At 42.6% G+C, this 21,708-nt stretch carries 19 protein-coding genes; 5 read left to right on the top strand and 14 right to left on the bottom strand.

The features are described 5' to 3' along the window. Positions 1 to 308: 308 nt before the first annotated feature. The 6 genes from fabV to ACHUFZ_RS11815 all read right to left on the bottom strand — a co-directional run bounded on the left by fabV (position 309) and on the right by ACHUFZ_RS11815 (position 7,861). On the bottom strand, positions 309 to 1,511 hold the full coding sequence (fabV, locus tag ACHUFZ_RS11840; RefSeq protein ID WP_394127330.1) for an enoyl-ACP reductase FabV: 1,203 nt from the start codon (positions 1,509 to 1,511) through the stop codon (positions 309 to 311). Positions 1,512 to 1,715: 204 nt separating this feature from the next. Then, positions 1,716 to 4,007 (bottom strand): acyl-CoA dehydrogenase, encoded by a 2,292-nt coding sequence (locus ACHUFZ_RS11835; RefSeq protein ID WP_394127329.1) that lies wholly within the window; start codon positions 4,005 to 4,007, stop codon positions 1,716 to 1,718. Positions 4,008 to 4,075: 68 nt separating this feature from the next. Next, complete coding sequence (gene psrA / locus ACHUFZ_RS11830; RefSeq protein WP_394127328.1) at positions 4,076 to 4,702, bottom strand: TetR family transcriptional repressor PsrA; 627 nt, start codon at positions 4,700 to 4,702, stop codon at positions 4,076 to 4,078. Positions 4,703 to 5,049: 347 nt separating this feature from the next. Continuing rightward, complete coding sequence (locus ACHUFZ_RS11825; RefSeq protein ID WP_394127327.1) at positions 5,050 to 5,442, bottom strand: GtrA family protein; 393 nt, start codon at positions 5,440 to 5,442, stop codon at positions 5,050 to 5,052. After that, a complete protein-coding gene (locus tag ACHUFZ_RS11820) occupies positions 5,442 to 6,860 on the bottom strand; it encodes an ArnT family glycosyltransferase (protein WP_394127326.1) in 1,419 nt (472 codons plus the stop codon). The genes ACHUFZ_RS11825 and ACHUFZ_RS11820 overlap by 1 nt, the downstream gene beginning before the upstream one ends. Further along, positions 6,857 to 7,861, bottom strand: coding sequence for a glycosyltransferase family 2 protein (locus tag ACHUFZ_RS11815; RefSeq protein WP_394127325.1), 1,005 nt, complete (start codon positions 7,859 to 7,861; stop codon positions 6,857 to 6,859). The genes ACHUFZ_RS11820 and ACHUFZ_RS11815 overlap by 4 nt, the downstream gene beginning before the upstream one ends. A gap of 167 nt (positions 7,862 to 8,028) precedes the next feature. On the opposite strand from ACHUFZ_RS11815, the gene ACHUFZ_RS11810 reads away from it, so the two are divergent. Genes ACHUFZ_RS11810 through ACHUFZ_RS11800 form a run of 3 tightly spaced genes read left to right on the top strand, consistent with a single transcriptional unit; the run spans position 8,029 to position 10,924 of the window. Next, positions 8,029 to 8,703 (top strand): response regulator transcription factor, encoded by a 675-nt coding sequence (locus tag ACHUFZ_RS11810; RefSeq protein ID WP_394127324.1) that lies wholly within the window; start codon positions 8,029 to 8,031, stop codon positions 8,701 to 8,703. Then, positions 8,703 to 9,974, top strand: coding sequence for a sensor histidine kinase (locus tag ACHUFZ_RS11805; protein WP_394127323.1), 1,272 nt, complete (start codon positions 8,703 to 8,705; stop codon positions 9,972 to 9,974). The genes ACHUFZ_RS11810 and ACHUFZ_RS11805 overlap by 1 nt, the downstream gene beginning before the upstream one ends. A 56-nt stretch (positions 9,975 to 10,030) precedes the next feature. After that, positions 10,031 to 10,924, top strand: coding sequence for a pyridoxal-phosphate dependent enzyme (locus ACHUFZ_RS11800; protein WP_394127322.1), 894 nt, complete (start codon positions 10,031 to 10,033; stop codon positions 10,922 to 10,924). A gap of 11 nt (positions 10,925 to 10,935) precedes the next feature. Here the strand turns inward: ACHUFZ_RS11800 and ACHUFZ_RS11795 are convergent, their stop codons facing one another. Beyond that, a complete protein-coding gene (locus ACHUFZ_RS11795) occupies positions 10,936 to 11,556 on the bottom strand; it encodes a LuxR C-terminal-related transcriptional regulator (protein WP_394127321.1) in 621 nt (206 codons plus the stop codon). A gap of 294 nt (positions 11,557 to 11,850) precedes the next feature. Between ACHUFZ_RS11795 and ACHUFZ_RS11790 the strand changes: the two genes are divergently transcribed. Both ACHUFZ_RS11790 and ACHUFZ_RS11785 read left to right on the top strand, forming a co-directional pair. Beyond that, on the top strand, positions 11,851 to 12,165 hold the full coding sequence (locus ACHUFZ_RS11790; protein WP_394127341.1) for a DUF1496 domain-containing protein: 315 nt from the start codon (positions 11,851 to 11,853) through the stop codon (positions 12,163 to 12,165). Between the two features lie 16 nt (positions 12,166 to 12,181). Beyond that, complete coding sequence (locus ACHUFZ_RS11785) at positions 12,182 to 12,580, top strand: PPC domain-containing DNA-binding protein (RefSeq protein ID WP_394127320.1); 399 nt, start codon at positions 12,182 to 12,184, stop codon at positions 12,578 to 12,580. Between the two features lie 29 nt (positions 12,581 to 12,609). Here ACHUFZ_RS11785 and ACHUFZ_RS11780 read toward each other — a convergent pair whose 3' ends face one another. The 7 genes from ACHUFZ_RS11780 to ACHUFZ_RS11750 form a co-directional block, all read right to left on the bottom strand. After that, the gene (locus tag ACHUFZ_RS11780; protein WP_394127319.1) at positions 12,610 to 13,179 is read right to left on the bottom strand and encodes a hypothetical protein; all 570 of its coding nucleotides are present in this window, start codon (positions 13,177 to 13,179) and stop codon (positions 12,610 to 12,612) included. A gap of 126 nt (positions 13,180 to 13,305) precedes the next feature. Further along, complete coding sequence (locus tag ACHUFZ_RS11775; protein WP_394127318.1) at positions 13,306 to 14,238, bottom strand: response regulator; 933 nt, start codon at positions 14,236 to 14,238, stop codon at positions 13,306 to 13,308. 5 nt (positions 14,239 to 14,243) lie between these two features. Continuing rightward, positions 14,244 to 14,597, bottom strand: a complete 354-nt coding sequence (locus ACHUFZ_RS11770; protein ID WP_394127317.1) for an Hpt domain-containing protein — start codon at positions 14,595 to 14,597, stop codon at positions 14,244 to 14,246. Next, positions 14,594 to 15,991, bottom strand: a complete 1,398-nt coding sequence (locus ACHUFZ_RS11765) for a sensor domain-containing diguanylate cyclase (RefSeq protein ID WP_394127316.1) — start codon at positions 15,989 to 15,991, stop codon at positions 14,594 to 14,596. Before ACHUFZ_RS11765 ends, ACHUFZ_RS11770 begins: the two co-directional genes overlap by 4 nt. Beyond that, complete coding sequence (locus ACHUFZ_RS11760) at positions 15,988 to 16,584, bottom strand: response regulator (RefSeq protein WP_394127315.1); 597 nt, start codon at positions 16,582 to 16,584, stop codon at positions 15,988 to 15,990. Before ACHUFZ_RS11760 ends, ACHUFZ_RS11765 begins: the two co-directional genes overlap by 4 nt. Then, positions 16,577 to 17,743 (bottom strand): EAL domain-containing response regulator, encoded by a 1,167-nt coding sequence (locus ACHUFZ_RS11755; RefSeq protein ID WP_394127314.1) that lies wholly within the window; start codon positions 17,741 to 17,743, stop codon positions 16,577 to 16,579. Before ACHUFZ_RS11755 ends, ACHUFZ_RS11760 begins: the two co-directional genes overlap by 8 nt. Continuing rightward, the gene (locus ACHUFZ_RS11750) at positions 17,733 to 21,368 is read right to left on the bottom strand and encodes an ATP-binding protein (RefSeq protein WP_394127313.1); all 3,636 of its coding nucleotides are present in this window, start codon (positions 21,366 to 21,368) and stop codon (positions 17,733 to 17,735) included. Before ACHUFZ_RS11750 ends, ACHUFZ_RS11755 begins: the two co-directional genes overlap by 11 nt. Between the last annotated feature and the right edge of the window lie 340 nt (positions 21,369 to 21,708).

Genomic DNA, 21,708 nt, shown 5'->3' with positions numbered 1-21,708 from the left:
TCCACGTTCAGTCCTCTTTGTTCCGACCAAATATCCGTTTAGGTATAAGCGTTAGCGCTTATCCGAATGGCATTAAGCATTGTTGCTGGCCTTTTTTATTAAGCATTAATCACCCTCAGAGAGAGGAACGAACGAGTTGGGGATCTCTTATAGTGAGTAGAAAACAATTAAAGATTCCCTACTCACTCCTTCGTCGCTCTATGGAATGACGCTTGATTGTTAGTCTATGGCTGTGAAGTTTCGGTATAACTAAAACAAAAAATCCGACGTCTAGGCGCCGGATTTTATTTTAGAATTCATGCTTTCAATTAGATAGCAATGAAGTCTGCTTTGTAGTCTGGGTTTACATCAGCGTCGTAATCAACACCTTCAACGCCAAAGCCGAATAGTTTCAAGAACTCTTCTTTATACTCAACGTAGTCAGTTAGCTCTTTTAGGTTTTCAGACGTGATTTGTGGCCATAGGTTGCGACAATGCTCTTGGATGTCATCACGCAGTTCCCAGTCATCTAGACGTAGACGGTTCTTGTCATCTACTTCTGGCGCTGAACCATCTTCTTTGTATAGACGCTGGCTGAACATACGGAAGATCTGTTCCATACAGCCTTCGTGTACACCTTGCTCACGCATCTTCTTAAATACCATCGCAATGTACAGTGGCATTACAGGAATAGCAGAAGAAGCTTGAGTGACTACAGACTTAAGTACCGCTACGTTAGCCGTACCGCCAGTTGCAGAAAGCTTGTCGTTAAGAGCAGTCGCTGCGCGATCTAGGTCCATCTTCGCTTTACCTAGTGCACCATCCCAGTAGATTGGCCAAGTTAGCTCAGTACCGATGTAGCTGTATGCTACCGTCTTACAACCGTCAGCTAGAACACCCGCTTCAGACAGCGCATTGATCCAAAGTTCCCAATCTTCACCGCCCATTACAGTAACAGTGTCTTTGATCTCTTCTTCAGTTGCTGGCTCAACACTTGCTTCGATGATCACGTCTTTGTTTGTGTCTACCGCTGTAGATGTGTACGTATCACCGATTGGTTTCAGTGAAGAACGAATCACTTCCCCCGTTTCTGGCATTTTACGTACTGGAGACGCTAGCGAGTAAACCACCATATCGATCTGACCTAGGTCTTCTTTGATAAGGTCGATTGTTTTCTGTTTCGCTTCGTTAGAGAACGCATCGCCATTTAGACTTTTTGCGTATAGACCTTCTTCACGTGCGAGCTTTTCAAATGCAACAGAGTTGTAGAAACCCGCTGTACCTGGCTTTTTCTCTGTGCCTTCTTTTTCGAAGAAAACACCGATAGTTGAAGCACCGCCACCAAATGCCGCAGCGATACGAGAAGATAGACCGTAGCCACTTGATGCACCCACAACAAGTACACGCTTAGGTGCGTCTTTGATTGGGCCTTGTGCTTTTGTGTAAGCAATTTGTTCTTTTACGTTAGCTTCACAGCCTACTGGATGCGTAGTAGTACAGATAAATCCGCGAATTCTAGGTTTGATGATCATATTCAACTTCCTTTAAATAACCCCGCTAGAATAAAAGTTTCATCATGAGATCGCATCTAATTTCTGTAAAAATGTCGCTAAAGTGCAAGTGGTTGGAGCACTTTAAACCAATACTTGGCCCTCAGATAACAAAAAGACACCCAATTGGGTGCCTTTACTATTAAGTGCCTAATTATTGTTCAACGAAAGCGGAATCCGCCCACTTTAAGCGACGCTGTCCAGTTTTGCTTTAGACTTTTTTGATGTTTCATGAGTACGAACTTCGCTCATATCATGACTAAAGTGGTCAACTTGGATTGCTTTGTAGCGTAATTTGTCAGCTGCAACAATCTTGTCCACTTCTTCCTGAGTCAGTACGTCGGCTTCTAGCGCTTGCGCAAGTCTATCCATTAATAGACCTTTACGAGCGACTTTACCCTCTTTCGCAGCGCGCATCAGTTTACGCTCTAAGCTCTTAATGTCATACATTGCCAAGAATGCATTTTCCATTAGGCCAACACTGTCATTTTCGTCTTGACCGGCAAAGCATAGGTGAGTCAGTCTGTCGCGATGTGCTCCCGGTGTCATCAAGCTTTCTGCCAGCTTCACAGTAAGATCATCACTTGGCTTAGCAAAGTGGTTACCCAGCGGGAAGATGATCACTTTAAGTAAGCGACCCACCGCCTTTTGTGGATAGTTACTGAATGCTTCTTGCAGTGATTTTGCACCGTTGTGTAGACAATGCTGAACTGCGTAGTGCACGTAATCAAGATCTTGCTGCTGACGACCTTCATCTTCGTATTTCTTCAGCGCCGCTGACGCCATGTAGAGGTAAGCTAGGGCATCACCTAAACGCGCGGAGATCATCTCTTTACGTTTGAGATCGCCACCCAACGTCGCCATCGCGATATCAGCACTCACCGCAAGCGCACGGCTCAAGCGAGTCATATCTTTGTAGTAACCTTGAGTTGGTCCTGACATGTCAGCTTTAACAAAGCGAGAACCTGTTAGTGCTGCACCAAACGCACCAAAGGTATTACCCATCGCATGTTTGATATGTTTGAACAGCAAGTCATCAAACTCTTTAGCGCCTTGCTTTTCATCTGGGTTGGCTGCCGCTTCCATTTCTTTCAGTACGTATGGGTGACAACGTGTCGCACCTTGACCAAAGATCATCAGGTTCCGAGTTAAGATGTTTGCACCTTCTACCGTGATTGCAACTGGAATACCTAGATAAGGCGCCGCCAGATAGTTCATCGGGCCATCTTGAATTGCGCGACCAGAATGAATATCCATTGAATCATTTAGAATCGTACGCGCCATTTCAGTCATATGGTACTTAGCAATTGCAGTGACGATGCCCGGCTTTTCTTTTAGGTCCAATGAAGTAGTTGTTAGCGTTCGTGTCGCTTCCAATAGGTAGGTTAAACCACCAATGCGACCTAGGGATTCTGCAACACCTTCAAACTTACCAATCGACATGCCAAACTGCTTACGAACGTAAGAGTAAGCACCAGTTGTACGAGCCGTAAGGTGGCCAATTGCTGTACCCAATGCTGGTAGTGAAATACCACGGCCAGCCGATAGACATTCCACCAGCATACGCCAGCCTTTACCAGCATAGTCTTGACCACCGATGAGCCATTCCATTGGGATGAATACGTCTTTACCGCGCGTTGGACCATTCATAAATGCTAGACCAAGTGGGTCATGGCGCTCACCGATTTCTACACCCTTGTGATCTGCAGGAATAAGTGCACAAGTGATACCAAGCTCTTTCTTATCACCCATTAAACCATCTGGATCGTACATCTTAAATGCAAGACCAAGTACCGTAGCCACAGGTGCTAAGGTAATGTAGCGTTTGTTCCAGTTCAGGCGAATACCCAATACTTCTTTGCCTTCGTGCTCGCCGTAACAAACAATACCGTCATCCGGAATACCACCCGCATCCGAACCTGCTTCAGGGCCAGTCAATGCAAAACATGGGATATCAGTACCGTCAGCTAGACGTGGCAACCAGTAATCTTTTTGCTCTTGAGTACCATAGTGAGACAGAAGCTCACCTGGGCCAAGCGAGTTAGGAACCATAACCGATACCGCAGCACTGATACTGCGAGTCGCGATTTTGGTTACGATGGTCGAGTTCGCCAGTGATGAGAACTGACGACCGCCGTATTCTTTTGAAATGATTAAAGAGAAGAAACGCTCTTTGCGTAGGTACTGCCAAACTTCTTCTGGCAAATCGCGATCTTCTTTAACAATCTTATGATCATCCAACATTTCAAGCAGGGTTTGCAGCTCGTTATCCATAAACGATTGCTCTTCTGCTGTAAGCGTTGGTTTAGGGTATTGGTGAAGCTTAGTAAAGTCTGGACGACCTGAGAACAGCTCTCCATCCCACCAAACACTCCCCGCTTCCATTGCTTCTTTTTCAGTGCTTGATAGCGGTGGTAGTACTTTCTTAAACATTTTGAAAGCAGGGTCGCTTACCCATTTTCTTCGTAGAGAGCCCATAATCAGATCCTTTTGTTCACTATTTGGTGGTCCAATATTATTGTTTTATATAGGTATAGATTTTCGTTTTATTCAGCAGCCACTCCGGCTGCTAAAAATGGAATCAGTTGGTCTACAACAGACTTAGCGTCCATCGCTTTTCCATAGTCGTTTTCAGCGATTTCCAACAGTGCTTGGCTAGAAGCCATGGTGAAAACGCATGTCCCTAAGGTGAAATGCAAACGCCAAAACAATTCTTCTTGAGTCAATTTCGGGTTGGCCTTCATTACCGATTGGGTAAACAGCGTTAAAGCTTCTGAGTAACGAGTAGTTATGAACCAACGCAAATGGCCTTGCACATCGGTATAGCCGCGCCCAATCAACAACATAAAACGGCTGGTTCCATTTGGTCTGACGTCATTAAGATTACGCAGCGGCCCTCTCAATGACTCAAATACATCCGCCATCTCGTATTGATCATTTAAGTTCAGATTTATTAGCGCATCTTGCACTGCTGGCATAAACGCTTCTAGGTACCGATTGAGTACCGCTCTTACTAACGTTTTCTTATCACCAAAATGGTAGTTAACCGATGCAAGGTTAACGCCCGCTTTACTGGTAATCGTACGCAGAGAGGTATCTTTGAAGCCATGTTCTGCAAATAGAGCCTCAGCAACATCAAGGATTTTCTCTTTAGTAGAATTTCTCACTGGCATTTCAATCACTCGTATTAAACAACTGTTTGAAAATATACATTCGAAACACCAAAGCAACAAGTTATTAACATCACACTTTTGCGCATTGGTCCGACCAGCGCGTGTAACTTGTTGAGATGAAGAAAAATTTAATTTTTTTTAAAATTGAAGGGAACTGATTGGAAAAGGCCGAGTCTTACTAAGTGTAGTTAGCAGAGCATTCAGGGTTTGGACAACCCATAAGTTTACAGGCCGTCAAACTTGTTTTCTTACTGAGGCTACTAATTTACGCTGCTTTTTCTTATTAACTCCTATGTTTTTTGTATCCGCCCAGAGCATACTTGCTCTGGGCTTTTTTTATTCCGTCGTTACTTATGTGCTTTTTTGAACACCCATAATGCGCTAAACAGGTAGTTACTCACCATCCCGACTAACACGCCTACAACCAACGCTATCATCGGCATCACACCCGTTTCACCAAGCACCAACACCACTGCTTTAAAGGCGAGAAAATTAGGAATAGCGGATATACTCGCAACGCTGATAAATTTAAGCCATTGCTTAGCTAATTCACGGTCTTGGCTTGCAAATGTAAAAGTTCGATTGCCAAACCAAGTCACGGTGGCGGCGATAAGAAAGGCAATTAGCCTGCTGGTGATAAGCGGAATTTCAAACAGATAAAAACACAGCGAAAACACGGCAGCATCGGCGATAAAGCCGATGCCTCCTACTAGTGCGAATTTCAGTAGTCGATGCGCCATTAATTAGCCTCGCATCTATAAAGAGAACGGCGACTTTTCGACGTAAACTCTATGATGCAGTTTAGTGACTTCTCTTGTACAAGTAGATTAACTTCCTCTTTGTGTCCAATCAGTTGGACTTTTTCTAACGAGTCCAGCACAGATTCATCGGTCAATTGCTTCGCTTTCCCATAGCTGTAAAACTGGCCAGAGAATGGTCTTTTTCCCACGTAATAAGTTTCGACACTAGGATCCGCCATGGAAAAAATCACCTTGTCACTTTTCTTATCGCCTGTACCCAATTGGATATAGCTTACTGCTGCAATCAGCAATACAGGAACGATACTCGCCACCACTTTAAACCACTTAGGATCTCCGGTTATATCAGAAACAAGGATCGCGATAAGTACCCCTAAGGCTGGGATCCCCGGTAACACGTAAGCAGGAAGAATATTGCCTGAGAAGGTGAATAGAATGAGTGGCGCTATCAGCCACAAAATTAACAAGCTCAATAAACCATTTTTTACAGAAATAGCGGAACCTAACGCTTTACGTTTAAACCACAATAGAGCAGGTAAAACGATCGACCAAGGCGCAGCTGAATAAGCCCAGAACAGCCAAATAGTGCCACGAACTTCATCATGGGCACTGCCATACAAATCCCCTTCCCAACCACTGACTAAAAAGCGTTTAAAGTGTTCGCCAACAATGAAGTAATCAATAAACCCTGGAGTAGCGTTTTCAGCCATCACATACCAAGGCAGAGCAATCACCAACATCAATAGTGTGCCGAATACGATCGGGAAACGACGCCATAACTGTTTAAATGCACCTAACAAACCATGCTGAATAACTAACCAAGGAAAAACGGCTAACCCCATCAGGACGATGACTAAAGGCCCTTTCGCTAGCAATCCAATAGCAAGGCCAAAGAAGCCTATATAACCCCACGCTTGATTCGGCTTTTGTTGTTCATAGCTGAGCCAACATAGATAAAAGCCGATCATCGCAATCGTCATACCCAATGTCAGAGCCATATCCGTCATAACAGCGCCTGCTGCAATGGAGAAAATGCCGCACGTCGCAAGAACCAGCGCTGTGATAAGCCCGCTATAGCCCATCCGACGAGCAAACATTGCCATCATCACAATAACAACAATTCCAGCAAGCCAATGAGGGACGCGTACCGCGAACTCGTTCACGCCAAAGGCTTCGATGCCATAGGCGCTCATCCAGGTAAACAGTGGCGGCTTACCCCAAAATGGCACTCCATAGTCAAACTGCGGGGTGACCCAGTTGCCGGTTTCGATCATCAAGCGCGCCATCTCGCCATACCTAGCCTCTGTGGTGTCCATGAGTGGGTATGCGCCCAGGCTTAATAGCCGAATAAACAGCGCGGCACCTAAAATTGCCCATAGATGAACTCGGTTGAAATTCACGCTCTTTTCTCCATTGATTGAAATGTTTGTTGCGGTTGTTTTTCTTCGATTGATTGAATGAGGTAAAGCGGACGCTGCTTGGTCTCAATAAAAATGCGGCCAATGTATTCACCCATTACGCCGACACACAAAAGTTGTATTCCCCCCAGCGCGAGTTGGACCACCATCATTGACGGGTAACCGGTAACGGGATCGCCAAACAGCATGGTTTTAGCGACGATCATCATGCCGTAGATAAATGCGCTTAACGCAATCAAACTGCCTAGCACCGTTGCAATGCGTAGTGGTCGGATAGAGAATGAGGTGATGCCATCAACGGCAAGACCGATTAGCTTGAAATAATTCCATTTGGTTTCACCGCAAAAGCGCGCATCACGCTGAAATTGAAGTGTGGCCTGCTTAAACCCCGGCCATGCAAAAATCCCTTTCATATAGCGATTTCGCTCCGGCAAAGCATTGATATGGTCAACGACCTCTCGAGCCAAAAGACGAAAATCACCGACGTTCTCAGGAATTTCAGACTTAACCATAGAATTGAGTAAACGATAGAAAGCCGCAGCCGATTGGCGCTTGAACCAAGTTTCACCCAGCCTTTCACGACGCTGCATATTGACGATGTCATAGCCTTCACGCCATTTGGCCAACATTTCTGGGATCAACTCTGGGGGATCTTGCAAGTCAGCATCAATCACAATCACAGCTAACCCATTACTGTGTTCAAGCCCCGCACTCATCGCTGACTCTTTCCCAAAGTTACGGCTAAGGGCAACACTTTGGATAGATGAGGTTAATGACTCAAAACGATTCACAAGGCGTAAACTATCGTCTGTGCTACCATCATCGATATAAATGATCTCACTAGAATCAGGCAATTGGTCTAGCACGGCGGTAAGGCGTGCATGCAGTTCGGGTAAAACGTCTTGCTCATTAAAATATGGCACGATGACACTAAGCGTTATAGCCGCGTTTTTGTAGTCTGGAACAGAAGTAACGATACCCATATTCGCCCCCTATTTACTGGCTTTTAGATTCGAGATGTTCAAGGCGATGGTTGAGCTCACCGCTGATAGAAAGCCAATTTAACAACGGCGATGTGGAAAGCTTGTTGTTCACGTTTTTTCCACGTTTGAATTGAGATCATTAAGTCGTTAATCATCGAGAGAAGACTATGAACAAGGTATTGCTGATTGAAGATAACCGTGAAGTCGCGGGCATCTTATTTGATTACTTCGAATGTGAAGGGATGGAGCTTGATTACGCAGATAATGGCGAACTTGGACTTCAGCTAGCATTAGAAGGATCGTTTGACCTTATTCTGCTGGATTTAATGCTGCCACGCATGGATGGCCTAACGGTTTGCAATAAGCTAAGAGAAGCCGGGGTAAGTACACCTGTCTTGATGCTTACTGCGCTGGATAACCGTGAAGATATGCTTAAAGGATTTAAACATGGCGCAGACGATTACTTAACCAAACCGTTTGACTTAGAGATCTTAGAAGCGCGTATTCAAGCGTTGATCAAACGCTATCGCGGCCAAGTGGCTAATACCGTCATGCAGTTTGCGAGCTTGAAAATCGATCAGAAAACTCGCCAAGCGTTTCGAGAAGACAAGCTATTAGCGCTTAATCCAACCACCTATACCATATTGGAAATGCTGTGCCAAAAAGCGCCTGAAGTGGTCACTCGCCAAGAACTGTCAGAAAAACTTTGGCAAGAGAGTGAACCCAATAATGACGTTCTTCGCAGCCACATTTATCAGCTACGAAACCAATTAGATAAGCCGTTTGCCAAGCCGATGCTGACCACCATTCCTAAGATTGGCTTTCGTCTAGAGGAATTCTGATGCTCAACGCCTCTTTCTCCAACACCAAGACCCTTACTGGCCACTTAGCGATTTTTTTTACGGCGGTGTCTGTTGCCGTTGGTATCGTGAGCTTTTTTATCTTTTACCTTGCCCTGCAGTGGTCTGAAGATAGGGTTGGTGAACGACGAATTCTTATCGACCGAGACGCAGCGGTTGAACGCTTCTTGAATGGTGAAAATGGCGCGATACGACTGGATGAGTTGACTGTCGCATATAATGAGATGAACTTGGTTCCAGAGGATTATCGCGATTTCCTCCAATCAAAGCAAAGCTATCTAGGGGAAGTCGGCGAAGATTTTAACCCTCTCTCACATATGGTCTTCAAAGGCCAATATACTGACCAAGGTGACACTAAACCTATAGTGCTACTAACACTGATCGATCGCGTAGAGTTCGGTGTAGATGAGTTGGTTTATTCAGGCGCCATCGTGGTGATGTTTGTCGCGACATTAATGTTTGCGTTCGGCACCATTCTTTACCGATTATCGATTCGACTCATCGAACCACTAAACGATATTACTGAACAACTCAATCAAGATTCAATCGATGTGGAACAAGCGTTTTCCATCCAACCGCAATCAGCACATGAATTTCATTTATTAACCAACAGGCTCAACCAATACCGCTCTGAGTTGAACCAAACCCTCAAACGTGAACAAGCATTTGCTCGCTATGCCAGCCATGAGCTTAGAACTCCCCTCACTGTGGTAAAAGGCGCAAACAAACTACTAATGCGATCTGAATCAACCGAATTCCAAGGCCGCCAGATACAGCGTATTGAAGACGCGACACAAGAAATGATCACCATGGTCGATGCGCTGCTATCCATTGTCCGCTACGAGCGTAATACTGGTGATGCTCCGCTAAGAGAAATAACTAAAGAAGAGATTGAATCGATTGTTGAGAGTAATGCCATCCAAGCGTCAAGCAAACATCTGGATATCGAACTCTCATTTGATAGCTCCCCGCTTACCCGCGCCACAGAACCGGTGATAAACATGATTCTAGGCAACCTGCTACGCAACGCGATTGCGGCCACTGAGCAAGGCTTAATTACAGTTAATATCTCTAAAGACCAACTGATGATTATTGATGACGGCTCCGGGCTAAAAGAAGCGCCGAACTCTGAAGGCCACGGACTTGGGCTATTAATTGTCGATGACCTATGCCAACGCTATCAATGGCAGTTTGATATTCAAAATCATCACTCAAGGGGATGTATAGCAACGATAAAGTTTGATCTAGTTTGATACTAACGGCCGACAATTAAGTAAGATAAGCGCCCGTTTTCCAATATTTCGAACCGATGAAACTTGCCAATACGCCTGTAACTCAACACCAATTTGATGACATTGCGTTTTTTCTTAAGCGTGATGACCAACTGCACAGCCATTTTAGTGGCAATAAAGCGCGTAAGTTCATGGCGTTGCTAGAACTAGAAACCACAAACATTGACACTTTGATCTGTTATGGCAGCGCGCAAGCAAACAGCCTTTACTCGCTAGCCGCCCTAGCCGCGATCAAAGGTTGGCGGTTTGAGTTCTATGTTGACCGCATCCCAAGTTGGTTGATTGATAAACCTATCGGCAATTACCGTGGCGCATTAGAGCTAGGTGCTAAGGTGATTCCAGTAGCTGACTCGCAACTACATCCAGCCGATTACATTGAGCAAGTACGTCAGCCTGACCAACGCTGTCTTGTACTCCCAGAAGGTGGACGAACAACGCTTTCCAAACAAGGTATCAACCAACTTGCTAGTGAAATCCTTTCTTGGAGCCGCTTTGAGCCCAGCCATCAGTTTGTCGTTGCACTCCCTGCAGGAACTGGGACAACCGCTCTATACTTGCACAAGTACCTCAAACCTCATGGTATAGAAGTACTCACTTGCCCATGTGTGGGGGGAAAAGAGTATCTGATTGAGCAATTTAAGGAACTGGGTGAATCTGACTTTCCGACCATTCTTGAGCTAGAAACGAAGCATCATTTCGGCAAGCTCTATCAACAGGACTACCAAGTTTGGCAACAACTACTCGAACAAACCGACGTTGAATTTGACCTGCTGTACGATCCAATGATGTGGCAGTGCCTACAATCATGGTATAAACAACATTCAGACAAGACCATCATCTACGTACACCAAGGTGGAATACTCGGCAACGAAAGCATGCTGCCGCGTTATGAGCGAAAGTTTGGAGTTTGAATAGCACGTCGTTAGCAAACTGCCTTCATTTTCATTATTTCGATAATGCTTGATGCATCATACTTGCGCAGAATCCGTGTTTTGTAGGTACTAATGGTTTTAGGGCTCAATGACATTAAATTGGATATATCCTTATTAGTTTTACCTGACATTAAATACTTTAAAACTGTTGTTTCACGTACCGATAATGTAGGTGCTGGCTCGACACATTCTCTACTGACACCTTTAAAGCAACGGTAGCCATTCAGTACCATATCTAACGACCTAGCCACCACTTGCATGGTCTCTAGCTTCGATACGTATCCAATAGCACCGAGCATTTCGGCCTCTCGAGAGCAAGTCTCATATTCGTTTGAAGAGAAGAAAAGAACTTTAATCTTGTAACCAGAAGCTCGTACTTGTCGAACAAAATCCAATCCATCGAATAAGGGAGGATCGACATCAAGGACGAGTAAATTAAGCTTTTCCTTATATAGTAGTTGCTTAGCCTCAACAACATTACTGATTGTATATACGTGACCAACCTTGGGGTGTGCATCTAGCAGAGATTTTAGAGAATCACACACAATGGGATAAGCCCCGAATACAATACAATTTGCTAGATTGTCATCTAATGGGTTTGATAGCTTCATACGATTACTCTTACGCGATTCATATACCAACAAGGCTATTCTGACGTTAGTCATTAGCGACTGTATATGGCGTGTTAAAGTGATTATTTCTAGAATGCTAATTTGCAGACCCATCGGTTACTACTCCATGATTCATATCGACATTAAATAGTTATTAGTCAATGAGTTAATTTAAGCAATGTAACTCGCAACATATATTAATTAACACTAATAAAAATGACTAAGAATGATCGTAAGTCTATAATTGGTATGGACAATACGGTTGGCGTAATGTTTTTCTGGACAACACTCGATATGAAAATAGCGATATTATGGTTAAGCTTGGTACTGGTCTCTCCCGTCATGGCAACTATCATCACCACTCCGGCAAAACCCGTGATTGGTATCAATGCATCTGAGATTGCCAAGCGTGTCTGTTATTACCAAGATCAGGCTTATTCAGACGGCGCAATTCTTCAAGTTGGGGAGCACTACATGGTATGCAAAGAAGCCAATGATTTTGAGACCAATGGCGCGCTTAAATGGGTGCATTTGGATTCTAATTCTGCGACTGAGCAGCAAGAGTCTGACCAAGCTCCGAAGGCTGGAAAACGCTACTCTGTTAACTGATATTTAGAGGCCTATTTTGATCACACCCATCGCCGTGCGCCTTGTCAAAGGTGACGATATTAAGTTAGCGATTCAACGTTTAGTTGAAGAGCATCAAATTCAAGCTGGCAGCATTGCTTCGTGCGTGGGTTGCTTTACTCAATTCAGTATTCGCTTGGCGGGCGCGACTCAAACTTTGCAGTTGAATGAGCCGCTTGAGATAGTTTCGATCATGGGGACGCTAACTCCAGATCACCAACACATTCACCTTTCTGTCGCGAAAGAGAATGGTGAAGTGATTGGCGGACATTTAGTGGAAGGCTGTCTAATCGATACCACTGCTGAGCTCATCATTCATAGCTATCACAATTTAAGCTTTGATCGAGAATTCGACCAAAGCACTGGGTTTACCGAACTGGTCGTTCAGCAACAATAATCTAGACGACCTTGTTGCAATGAAAATTCTTAAGCAATCTTTTCAAGCGCTTTTGTATAGGTGTCTTTGTAATTCATCCTTACTTTATCATCATTACTTAGCTGAGCAATAACGACTCGATTGCAATCCGCGAGGACATTAACAATGCGTCTATAATCATTAATCGCAATATTATTGTTAGCAACCATTTTAATAATAGCGAGGTTAACTTTTACCGATTTAGGCATGAGCTCTTTGAGCTGTATATAGAGATTTAGGTATAAATTGCCATCTTTTTCCTGATACCGGTTCATTCTCTCAATCTCTGATTTGATATCATTAATCTTACGCTGCCTTTCGCAATATAACAGCTCAAAACATGTAGCCATATGCTCCTGACTTCGTTTGATATGCATAATCTGATCATCTCGAATGGATTTTCGCATATATGGCAGCACTGATTTTATCTCATGACTAAGGCCTAATTTATCAAGTAGATAGACATAGTGATAGTAATCATAAAAGTGTAACTCACCCGTCGGCTGTAGCTCGATAATCTTCGAGTTCGCTTGGCGAAGCTCATTGCGAATCAGATGAATATGCACATTGATAATGTTCATATTGAAACTCCATCGATGAAAGCTTTGATAGCATATTAATCTTAGGCATCATTAATGTAATTTGGCTTTCGAAATTACTAAACAGCTCATTGTTTGAATAGTTATACAAAAAGCATCGTACGTAATTTAACGAAATATGTTCGCTATCACGGTAGGTACTCTCGTTTTTTCCGCATACTGCTTGATGTAGTTGAATGCATCTTCATACTGTTCAAGCGCGAGAGACAAATTTGAGATAATCAACTCTCGCTCTGCCCCCACTTCCATTAGTAATGTCGCTTTCTTTAAGTGCAAAATCGCATCTGGTAAGTCGCCACTTTGGATACTCATAGAGGCTCTTATATCGTGATAGTATGGGTTGTTTTCTTGATTTTCTAGTGTTGCTAGCACCTCACAAGCCCGGTCCCGATCACCTTTCGCAACCAAACTATGGGCCATGCGCGCTTTAAGCAAATCGTTATCATATACCTGAAGCAATGACTCGTATTCTTGCACTGCTTCATCAAAGTTTTTTAATGCCATCAATGCACGTGCTTTTAGCGTGCCGATTGTTAATGCATATTTCGGAAAAAAAGGCTGCAGTAACTCAGCTTCATCTATAGCTAGCTGATAACTTTGTTTATGAAGCGCAGAATAGATAGACGATAACGACTGTTTACGCTGTAATCCTGAATATAACCTTGATGAAAAGAATGGCTTATTAAATGGTTTTAATAAGTAGTCATCTGGTTCACCATCGATAATACTGCGGACTATTTTGGGTTGATTCTCTCCAGTCAAAAAGACAAAAAAAACATGGCTGGCTAAAAGCTGCATGTGACGCAGTTCATCGAGCAACTGATAACCATTCAATTTAGAATTAAAGTTATAGTCACAGATCACCACGTCAAAGCAGTAGTTTTTGCAATGGTTGATAGCGTCAATTGGCTTATATGCACAAATAATATTACCGCTGATAAAACCAATTTCTCGAAGGATCACTGCAATCGAATTACACACCAGACGAGAATCATCCGCCACCAGCACTTTAAGCGACTTTAGATCGAGCTTAGTGTTCATAATAGTTAGCTCACTTCATCACTACCAAAACACCACTGCTCAAGCGCCTGAATGCTGCCATCAAGTTCAGTGATTAAGCTCTCCAGTTCAGTTGAAGGCACGTCATGCTGTTCTCTGAGTATCACTAGTAACTTATCCGCCTTTTCATGCAAAACATGGTAGCCAATCATGCCAAGGCTACCCTTCACTTTATGTAGGTAGTTAATTAGGCTCGCCGGGTTATTACTTGTTGCTTTTAGGTCTATTACGTCCCCACGCATTTCGACAACGTAAGATTCCGCTAGCAAAGGGACTGCGTCGACCGGGTAAGACAGTAGCCACTCTAGCCGCGGATCGAAATGAAGATAGTGGGTGCTCATGCAGATGCATCTCTCGAGTCTGCTTTATCACTATATAGATTCTCATCCGCGGCAATTAAGGCATATTCCAAATCTTCTTCAGGCCTCTTGAAGGCAATGCCAACACTGACAGATACTGCCAGATTGTGTGGACGAATCTTTTTGCGCATGACTTCTTTCTTAAGCTGCTCTTTAAGCTCCATGACCCGTGGTGACGGACAACCAGGCAAAATAGCGAGAAACTCATCACCACCGGTTCGCACTATGTAATCCGAATCTCTAAACACTTTTTTCATCGCATCAGCAATATGCTTAATTGCCGCATCGCCACAATGGTGTCCATAGGTATCATTGATCTGTTTAAGCTTATTACCATCAATCGCTAATATAGCCACAGTTTGATTCAAAGTATCTGATAAAAACTCTGGCGTGCTGAAGACTTTACGGTTACATAACCCTGTCATTTCGTCACGATTTGACTCTTCGTATACCTGAGAAAACATCTTCTTTTGAATCGTGTATCGCATGTAATGAATCGTGGCAATAAGCGATATAGCCAAAGATAAAAGAAATATAGGTGCTGTATCTAAGATCAATTTAGTAATTGGTAGCTCAAATACAAGCGTCGATTTATTATCAACGACATAAGAAGAACGAAAAGAAAGTTCTCCCATCGGATACTGCGGATAGTCAACATTAATGTAATTCATCCCACCTTGGGTTTGACTAGAAATTGAAGCTTCGTCAGCCAGTATTGAGATATCAAAATAGATGTCGGTACTTATGTCACCAATAACCTTCCCATTATCAATAATCGGACTAGATAAAGTAATGGTTTTGGAGCCAGTTCTATAATCATCATAAATACTAGATACGAGTAAACGGTCAGACAAAGACTCTTTGGTAGCGTATAGCGAACACAAATTATATTGCTGACATCTCTCTTTTGAAAACATACTCTGATTAACACCAAAGTCGCCAAGATCGTTAAATGAGATTATCTTCCCACCACTTTCATATGAACGGTAGTATATTAATGAGTTTTCATTGCCTATAAATGAATTCATATTACCAAAGGCATAAATCATTGATAAAATAACAATTTCCTCATTGCCTTCATACTTGCCCCCCTTACCTGACAATGAATAAACATAAGTATCAAGACCATATTTATCACTCTCAGAGTAAATTTTTTTCAAAACAACACCGTCAATATGAAACACAGTATTAACGAACAGTGATGTATAAACAAGTCGCTGCTTTTGTTTGTCTAATAATTCAGTCGCAAAAGCAAATTTGGATTTTTTATCAGTCACCTCAACAATTGAGTACAAAACAAAAATAATAGTATAAGATATAAATGCAAGTGCCAGCGACTTAAATGCCACATTCCATTTGTAATCCTTAATACTCATATTTTCACTACCTTACTGAGCTCCATCAGATTACCGACACCATACTTATCAAACAAACGCTTCTTATACGTACTTACTGTTTTATCACTGATCTTTAATAACTGAGCAATCTCTTTATTATTTTTACCTTTCAATAGATGGCTCATAACCGTTGTTTCACGATTAGAAAGAACCACTTGCTCTTGGATCTCTTGTTTATCACTTTTAAACTTGAAGAATGTATATCCGGCAGCAATCGCTTCTACTGCATCTTGGAGAGTTTTTTGATCCTCAGATTTACAAACATAACCATCTGCTCCTGCTTTAAACGCCATTTCGCTAAATAATGAACTCTCTTCGGCAGAGTAAAATAACACCTTACCTTGGTAACCATGTAATTTAATTCGTCGATAAAAATCATATCCATCCCCATCTGATAGATTAATATCCAAAATAATAAAATCGATATCTTTGTTTTTGGCTGCATCGAGAGCATCTTTCAAAGAGTAAACGACAGAGATAGAATTGACACAATCCATAAAACTTAACGTCGCCTTAATTGCCACTCCTACTAATGGGTGATCATCAAAAACCAAACAGTCAAATTTATTCATAGTCAAGTCTCATTATATTTTTCATTTCATCTACAGGGACGGGTTTACTGATGTAGTAACCTTGACAAATATCAACATTCATTTCTTTTAATAGTTGCCAGCAATCAGAGTTTTCAACACCTTCAGCAACGACTTTAATATCAAATTCATTCGCTAGACCGCATATAAACTTGATTATTTGTTGTTTCTTAGAATCGTGTTCACAGTTAAATACAAACGAGCGATCAATTTTTATTTCATTAAATGGTAAAGAATATAAATTTTCTAATGTCGAGTGTCCTGTCCCGAAGTCATCGATTGAAATATTGATATTGTTTATTCTTAGTTTTGCCAAGTTTTTGAATAACGACATACTCTTTCGGTAAGAGTATTCTTCTGTTATCTCAATAGTCAGCCTTGTCGGATCGATGTTATGCTGGTTACACGTTTTAATCAGAGTATCAGCAAAGCAGGCATGCTCTAAATTAAACTGATCCACGTTGAGAGAAACGTTCTTTGGCAGCAACTCGGCTTGCATATCCCTAATTGCATTACTAACAACAATATCAAACAACTCGCACGATAAGTTGCAACGCTCTACGATTGGTAAGAACGCATCAGGAGTAAGAATACCCAATGTCGGATGACGCCATCGAGCAAGCGCTTCTACTCCGACGACCTTGCGTGTGTTAAATTCAACTTGAGGTTGGTAGAAATTACATATCTCTCCATTTGCTAAGCCAACCAGAAAGCTCTCTTCACTCACGTCATAGCTAGAGCAGGGAGAATGAACATGAGGGCTGCGTTTATGGCTGACTATCTCTTGTAATGCATCGAGCTGAAACGGTTTCGAAATCTCTGCGATAAGGTCAAAGGTAAATCCTTCACACATCGACTTAACAGTTGCAATAATTGGTAAATCCATTGCACTAATAATCGCAACGTCACCTTTGAAACCCTGTTCATTCAGCATCAGTAGCATGTCAATGCCATCTTTATTGGGCATACTTAAATCACAGACAATGAGATCGACCACATTTGATTTTATATGGGCTAAAGCTTGATCGACGTTGTCATAACAAGACACCGTTTCTGCACCTAATGACTCTAAACTTCGCTGAAGCAGTTTTAATTGCATAAGATGATCATCAAGCAATACGATATGTTTATTAAACTTCACCAGACATCCTCCACACCTTGGTTGCGTCGATCTCTGCGTTGAGTTTTTGTATGAACTCCGCCGCTATGTGATCCAACTCTTCATCGCACGCTTTCTCTATTTGCTTACACTGCTGTGCTAACGTCGACATGCCGACTGCCCCTAACGCGCCTTTGATTCGGTGCAACGCTTTACGCTTCGCTCCCAAGTTATCTGAGTTCTTAAGCGCTGCTAGATCTTGTTCCATCGTTTGAATAAAAATATCCGCAAATTCAGGACGTTCTCGCTCTGAATAAGGCGTTAACCAAGTTGGCATTGACGAAACCTCATTCAGATGTTCCTTAAGGTACAGGCGAAGAATATCGATGCTGTATGGCTTGCACAGCACCGCATCTTGCCCTGATTCCTTGCCGAGTTCCTTCGCCACTCTGGCATCTTCCGCGGTGATGCCGATGACAGGTAAATGGCCGTAAACTTCACTGCTTTTTATTAGACGCGTTAACTCAAAGCCATCCATAACTGGCATATGGAAATCGGTAAGAACAACGGATACATCTTGATTAAGGTTGAGGTAGTCGATCGCTTCTTTGCCGTTGCTAACAATATGATGCTGAACACCAATCTCATCCAACTGCATTCTAATAATGGTTTGATTAATACCATTGTCTTCAGCAACCAATACTTTCCCGATCAGTGCATTACTCTCAATAGGTCGTGAGTTATCAGTATCCGATTGAATAAGTGTGTTCTGAATAACACTTGGGTAACGGCACTCTTCAAGTGAAATAGACTCGCGCACGTTACTATTTGTCATTACCTGAATATGCCCTTTCTCATCCAGAGAAATATTGGAGTATTCGTGCTCAGAAGCTGCTGACATTCCCCAAATACGGCACCACTGCTTAAGAGCAACGGGTAGGCTTTCTGAGTAAGTAAAACGGGCAAGTTGACGATCTTCTTGCTCAACACACTCAAGAGGAATGTTGATGCGGAACACAGAGCCAACGTTGGGGATACTCTCCACAGACATATTGCCGTCCATGCAGTTCACCAACTTGTCGACGATGCTCAAGCCCAACCCCGAGCCACCGTACTGCCTTGTGACACCAGCATCAGCCTGAGTAAATGGTTTAAGAACCTTTGCAATCTGCTCAGTGGACATACCAATCCCACTATCAGAAATACTCAGTTTGAGTTCACATTGCGTTCCCGACACCTCAATTTTGACAAACCCTGAAGAAGTAAACTTGATCGCGTTGGAAAGTAAATTGTTGAGAATTTGCACTAAACGAACTTCATCAATGAGCACATAACGGCACACTATGGGATTGATATCCACTTGATAGATAAGATCTTTTGAGTGAGCAGCCTGTTCAAATGAACGTATTGATTCACATAAAAGTTCAAGCAAATTTACCTTAGTAGGATTTAGTACGAGCTGCTGAGCATTGAGCTTGGAAAAGTCGAGAACCTCATCAACTAGCACATTAAGGTGGCGAGTTGATTTTTGAGCTTGTGCAAGTAAGTCTGCAGTTTGCCCATACTTTTCTCGTAAAGAAGCTAATTCTAGTAACCCTTGAATTGCCGCGATCGGCGTTCTTAACTCATGACTCATGGTAGCTAGAAACTGCTCGCGAGCTGACACAGCTTGCTGAGCCTCTTCACGCGCTGCAATCAGTTCACTTTCACGCTGTTTCTGTTCACTGATATCATCTAACACAGTCAGTACATATTCTGTGTTTGCCGTGACTGAACGAATGGCTTTACGTCGACGAGAGACATAACGTAGGTTGTTTTCACAGCCGTTAACTTCATGGCAATCCATAATAGATTGCCCACCGAGAACCAGCTCGATTTCCTCTTCGTTATCAACTAGGTATTGGTTTGATAGATTTTCATTTACCTTACAGCCTTGGCACTGCTTATTAAGGTAAAGAGAACAGTTACTTAGCAGAAGGTTGTTGTTTCTGTCATGAATAAATACCCAGCTATCAAGCTCTACAATTATCGATTTCAACCACTCTTTTTCTTTTTCTTCTTGATTGGCACTCGACTCTGCGAGCTCAACTTTCAGCTTGAGGTTAGAAATCAAGAAGTAAGCGAACAAGCCCAAGAATATCAAAATAGAAAATGCCCCTGCCCCCATCTGCCAAAGATTTTCTGACGAAACACCATTAACTAAGTTGATGCTTCGATGGCTGCGCATCACTTTCTTCAACTCGTTCTCATCAATGCTGTTGAAAAGGCTGTTCAGTAGAGCATTTAGCTCAGGGTTGTTTTTTGTCGCAAGAGCCAAATGTACTTTCAGCGAATCATGCTCCCCTACCTCAAGCTCACTCGCGTCATTTCCTAACAAAATTGTATGAGCAAACTCTTGAGGGATGTAAGCAACATCGATAACCTGCTCTTTAAGATCATTCACCATTCCCAAGAAATCATTGTATTGTGACACTTGACTATCTCTCCAACCGACTAGGTGGACGAGACCTTTTCCCTCAATCCCGCTTAAAATACCGACTTTCTCCCTATTTTTGCTGGGCATAGAAACACCTGACTTTGTCACTGCCACATAATTCAATGACATAAATGAATTGGTCAGTTGCCAATTAGGAATGGAGGTTATCTGTGTGTAAGCAACTGGAACGATATCAGCATCAAAACTTGACAGCTTCCCCTTTAGAACGTCAGTCGGCTCAACATACTCAAAATCCAAGCCACTACGTGATTTTATCAGCTCAAAAAAATCAAACAGAAAGCCATCTAGGTCCCCGTTTTCATCTCTAAATAAAAATGGATATGAATTTGGCGATGTACTGTAAGTAATCGCTCGACTGCTCCCTCTAACAGCAAGATACTTTTGTAGGCGGCGTTCAATAGTGTGGTAACGATTGGTCGAAACTATCGTTCTTACATTCGCACCAGATTGCTCGAGTGCAATCACTCGATTTACTTTATCAATCAACCATTGGTTATTTTTTGATGTAATTAGGCTAACGCTCTCTTCCGTAACCCAACTCGGCGTTTCAATAGAGCCATTGACAACATTTTTATTATCTAAATATCTGCTTAGCAGTACAAAGCTAGAAATGAACGCATTACTTTTACCACCTTGCATGCTGCTCATTGCTTCGTCAGCGTTTTGAGCATAGTAAATCTTACTAATTCCCTCATGCTCTAGCTGAGCACAATAAGAAGAGCCTTTTACACACGCCCAGCTAAGTTCACTGGCTGGAGTATTACTAAGTGAATCATCTAAGTACCAAACTGCTACTTGACTTCTGAATAATGGCTCAGAAAAAAGAAAGCGAGACTCTCGTTGCTTTGTTCGGCTAAAACCTACGGCACCAAGAACCTCATCATGTTCAACCGCAAAAAGTAACTCATCAATATTTGGGTAAGACTTAAACTCAACTGCAACATTCATCGCCGATGCTACATTTCGCAAGTAATCGTTACTGATTGCGAAAAATGTATTGGTCTGTAAAACACAATCCTTGTCACAATTTCCGCTCGTAACAACACCAAACACCAACGATTTTTTGCTCTCTGAAACTGACTGTTCCTGAGCATAAGCTGGGTGCCCAGAAAACATGAATAGCGTAAAGGCTGCTAATGCGAATACAAATGAACGATAAAGGTGAGGCATATTTCTTTCTCTGACTTATAGGCCAGCAAGAATATGACTTCTGGAATGTTTGTCAAACAACCCCAAAATACAGGTTGAATGTAAATAATTGAATTTATTAATTTATTTCAAGACAGGTAGGAATATAACTACAACACTATCAGCAAGTGCCTACAAGGTGATTTCTGTATGTACGACATTCTTACATAGGTGACTATTCCTATAGATTTTAGTTTTGTCCAAGCATAAAAAGTTTATGCCTACACAGAGAGCGTTTCTTGATATTGGCGTTGCTGCCACAGCTAAGCTACCAATGATTTTGAAATCAATGGCAGCTTATATGAGGCCCTTACCCACAACA

This window comes from Vibrio hepatarius, from assembly GCF_043642085.1.
In the GTDB taxonomy this organism is placed as follows: Bacteria; Pseudomonadota; Gammaproteobacteria; order Enterobacterales; family Vibrionaceae; genus Vibrio; species Vibrio hepatarius_C.
The sequence above is the reverse complement of the archived record's forward strand: the minus strand, read 5'-3'. Positions and strand labels throughout refer to the sequence as shown.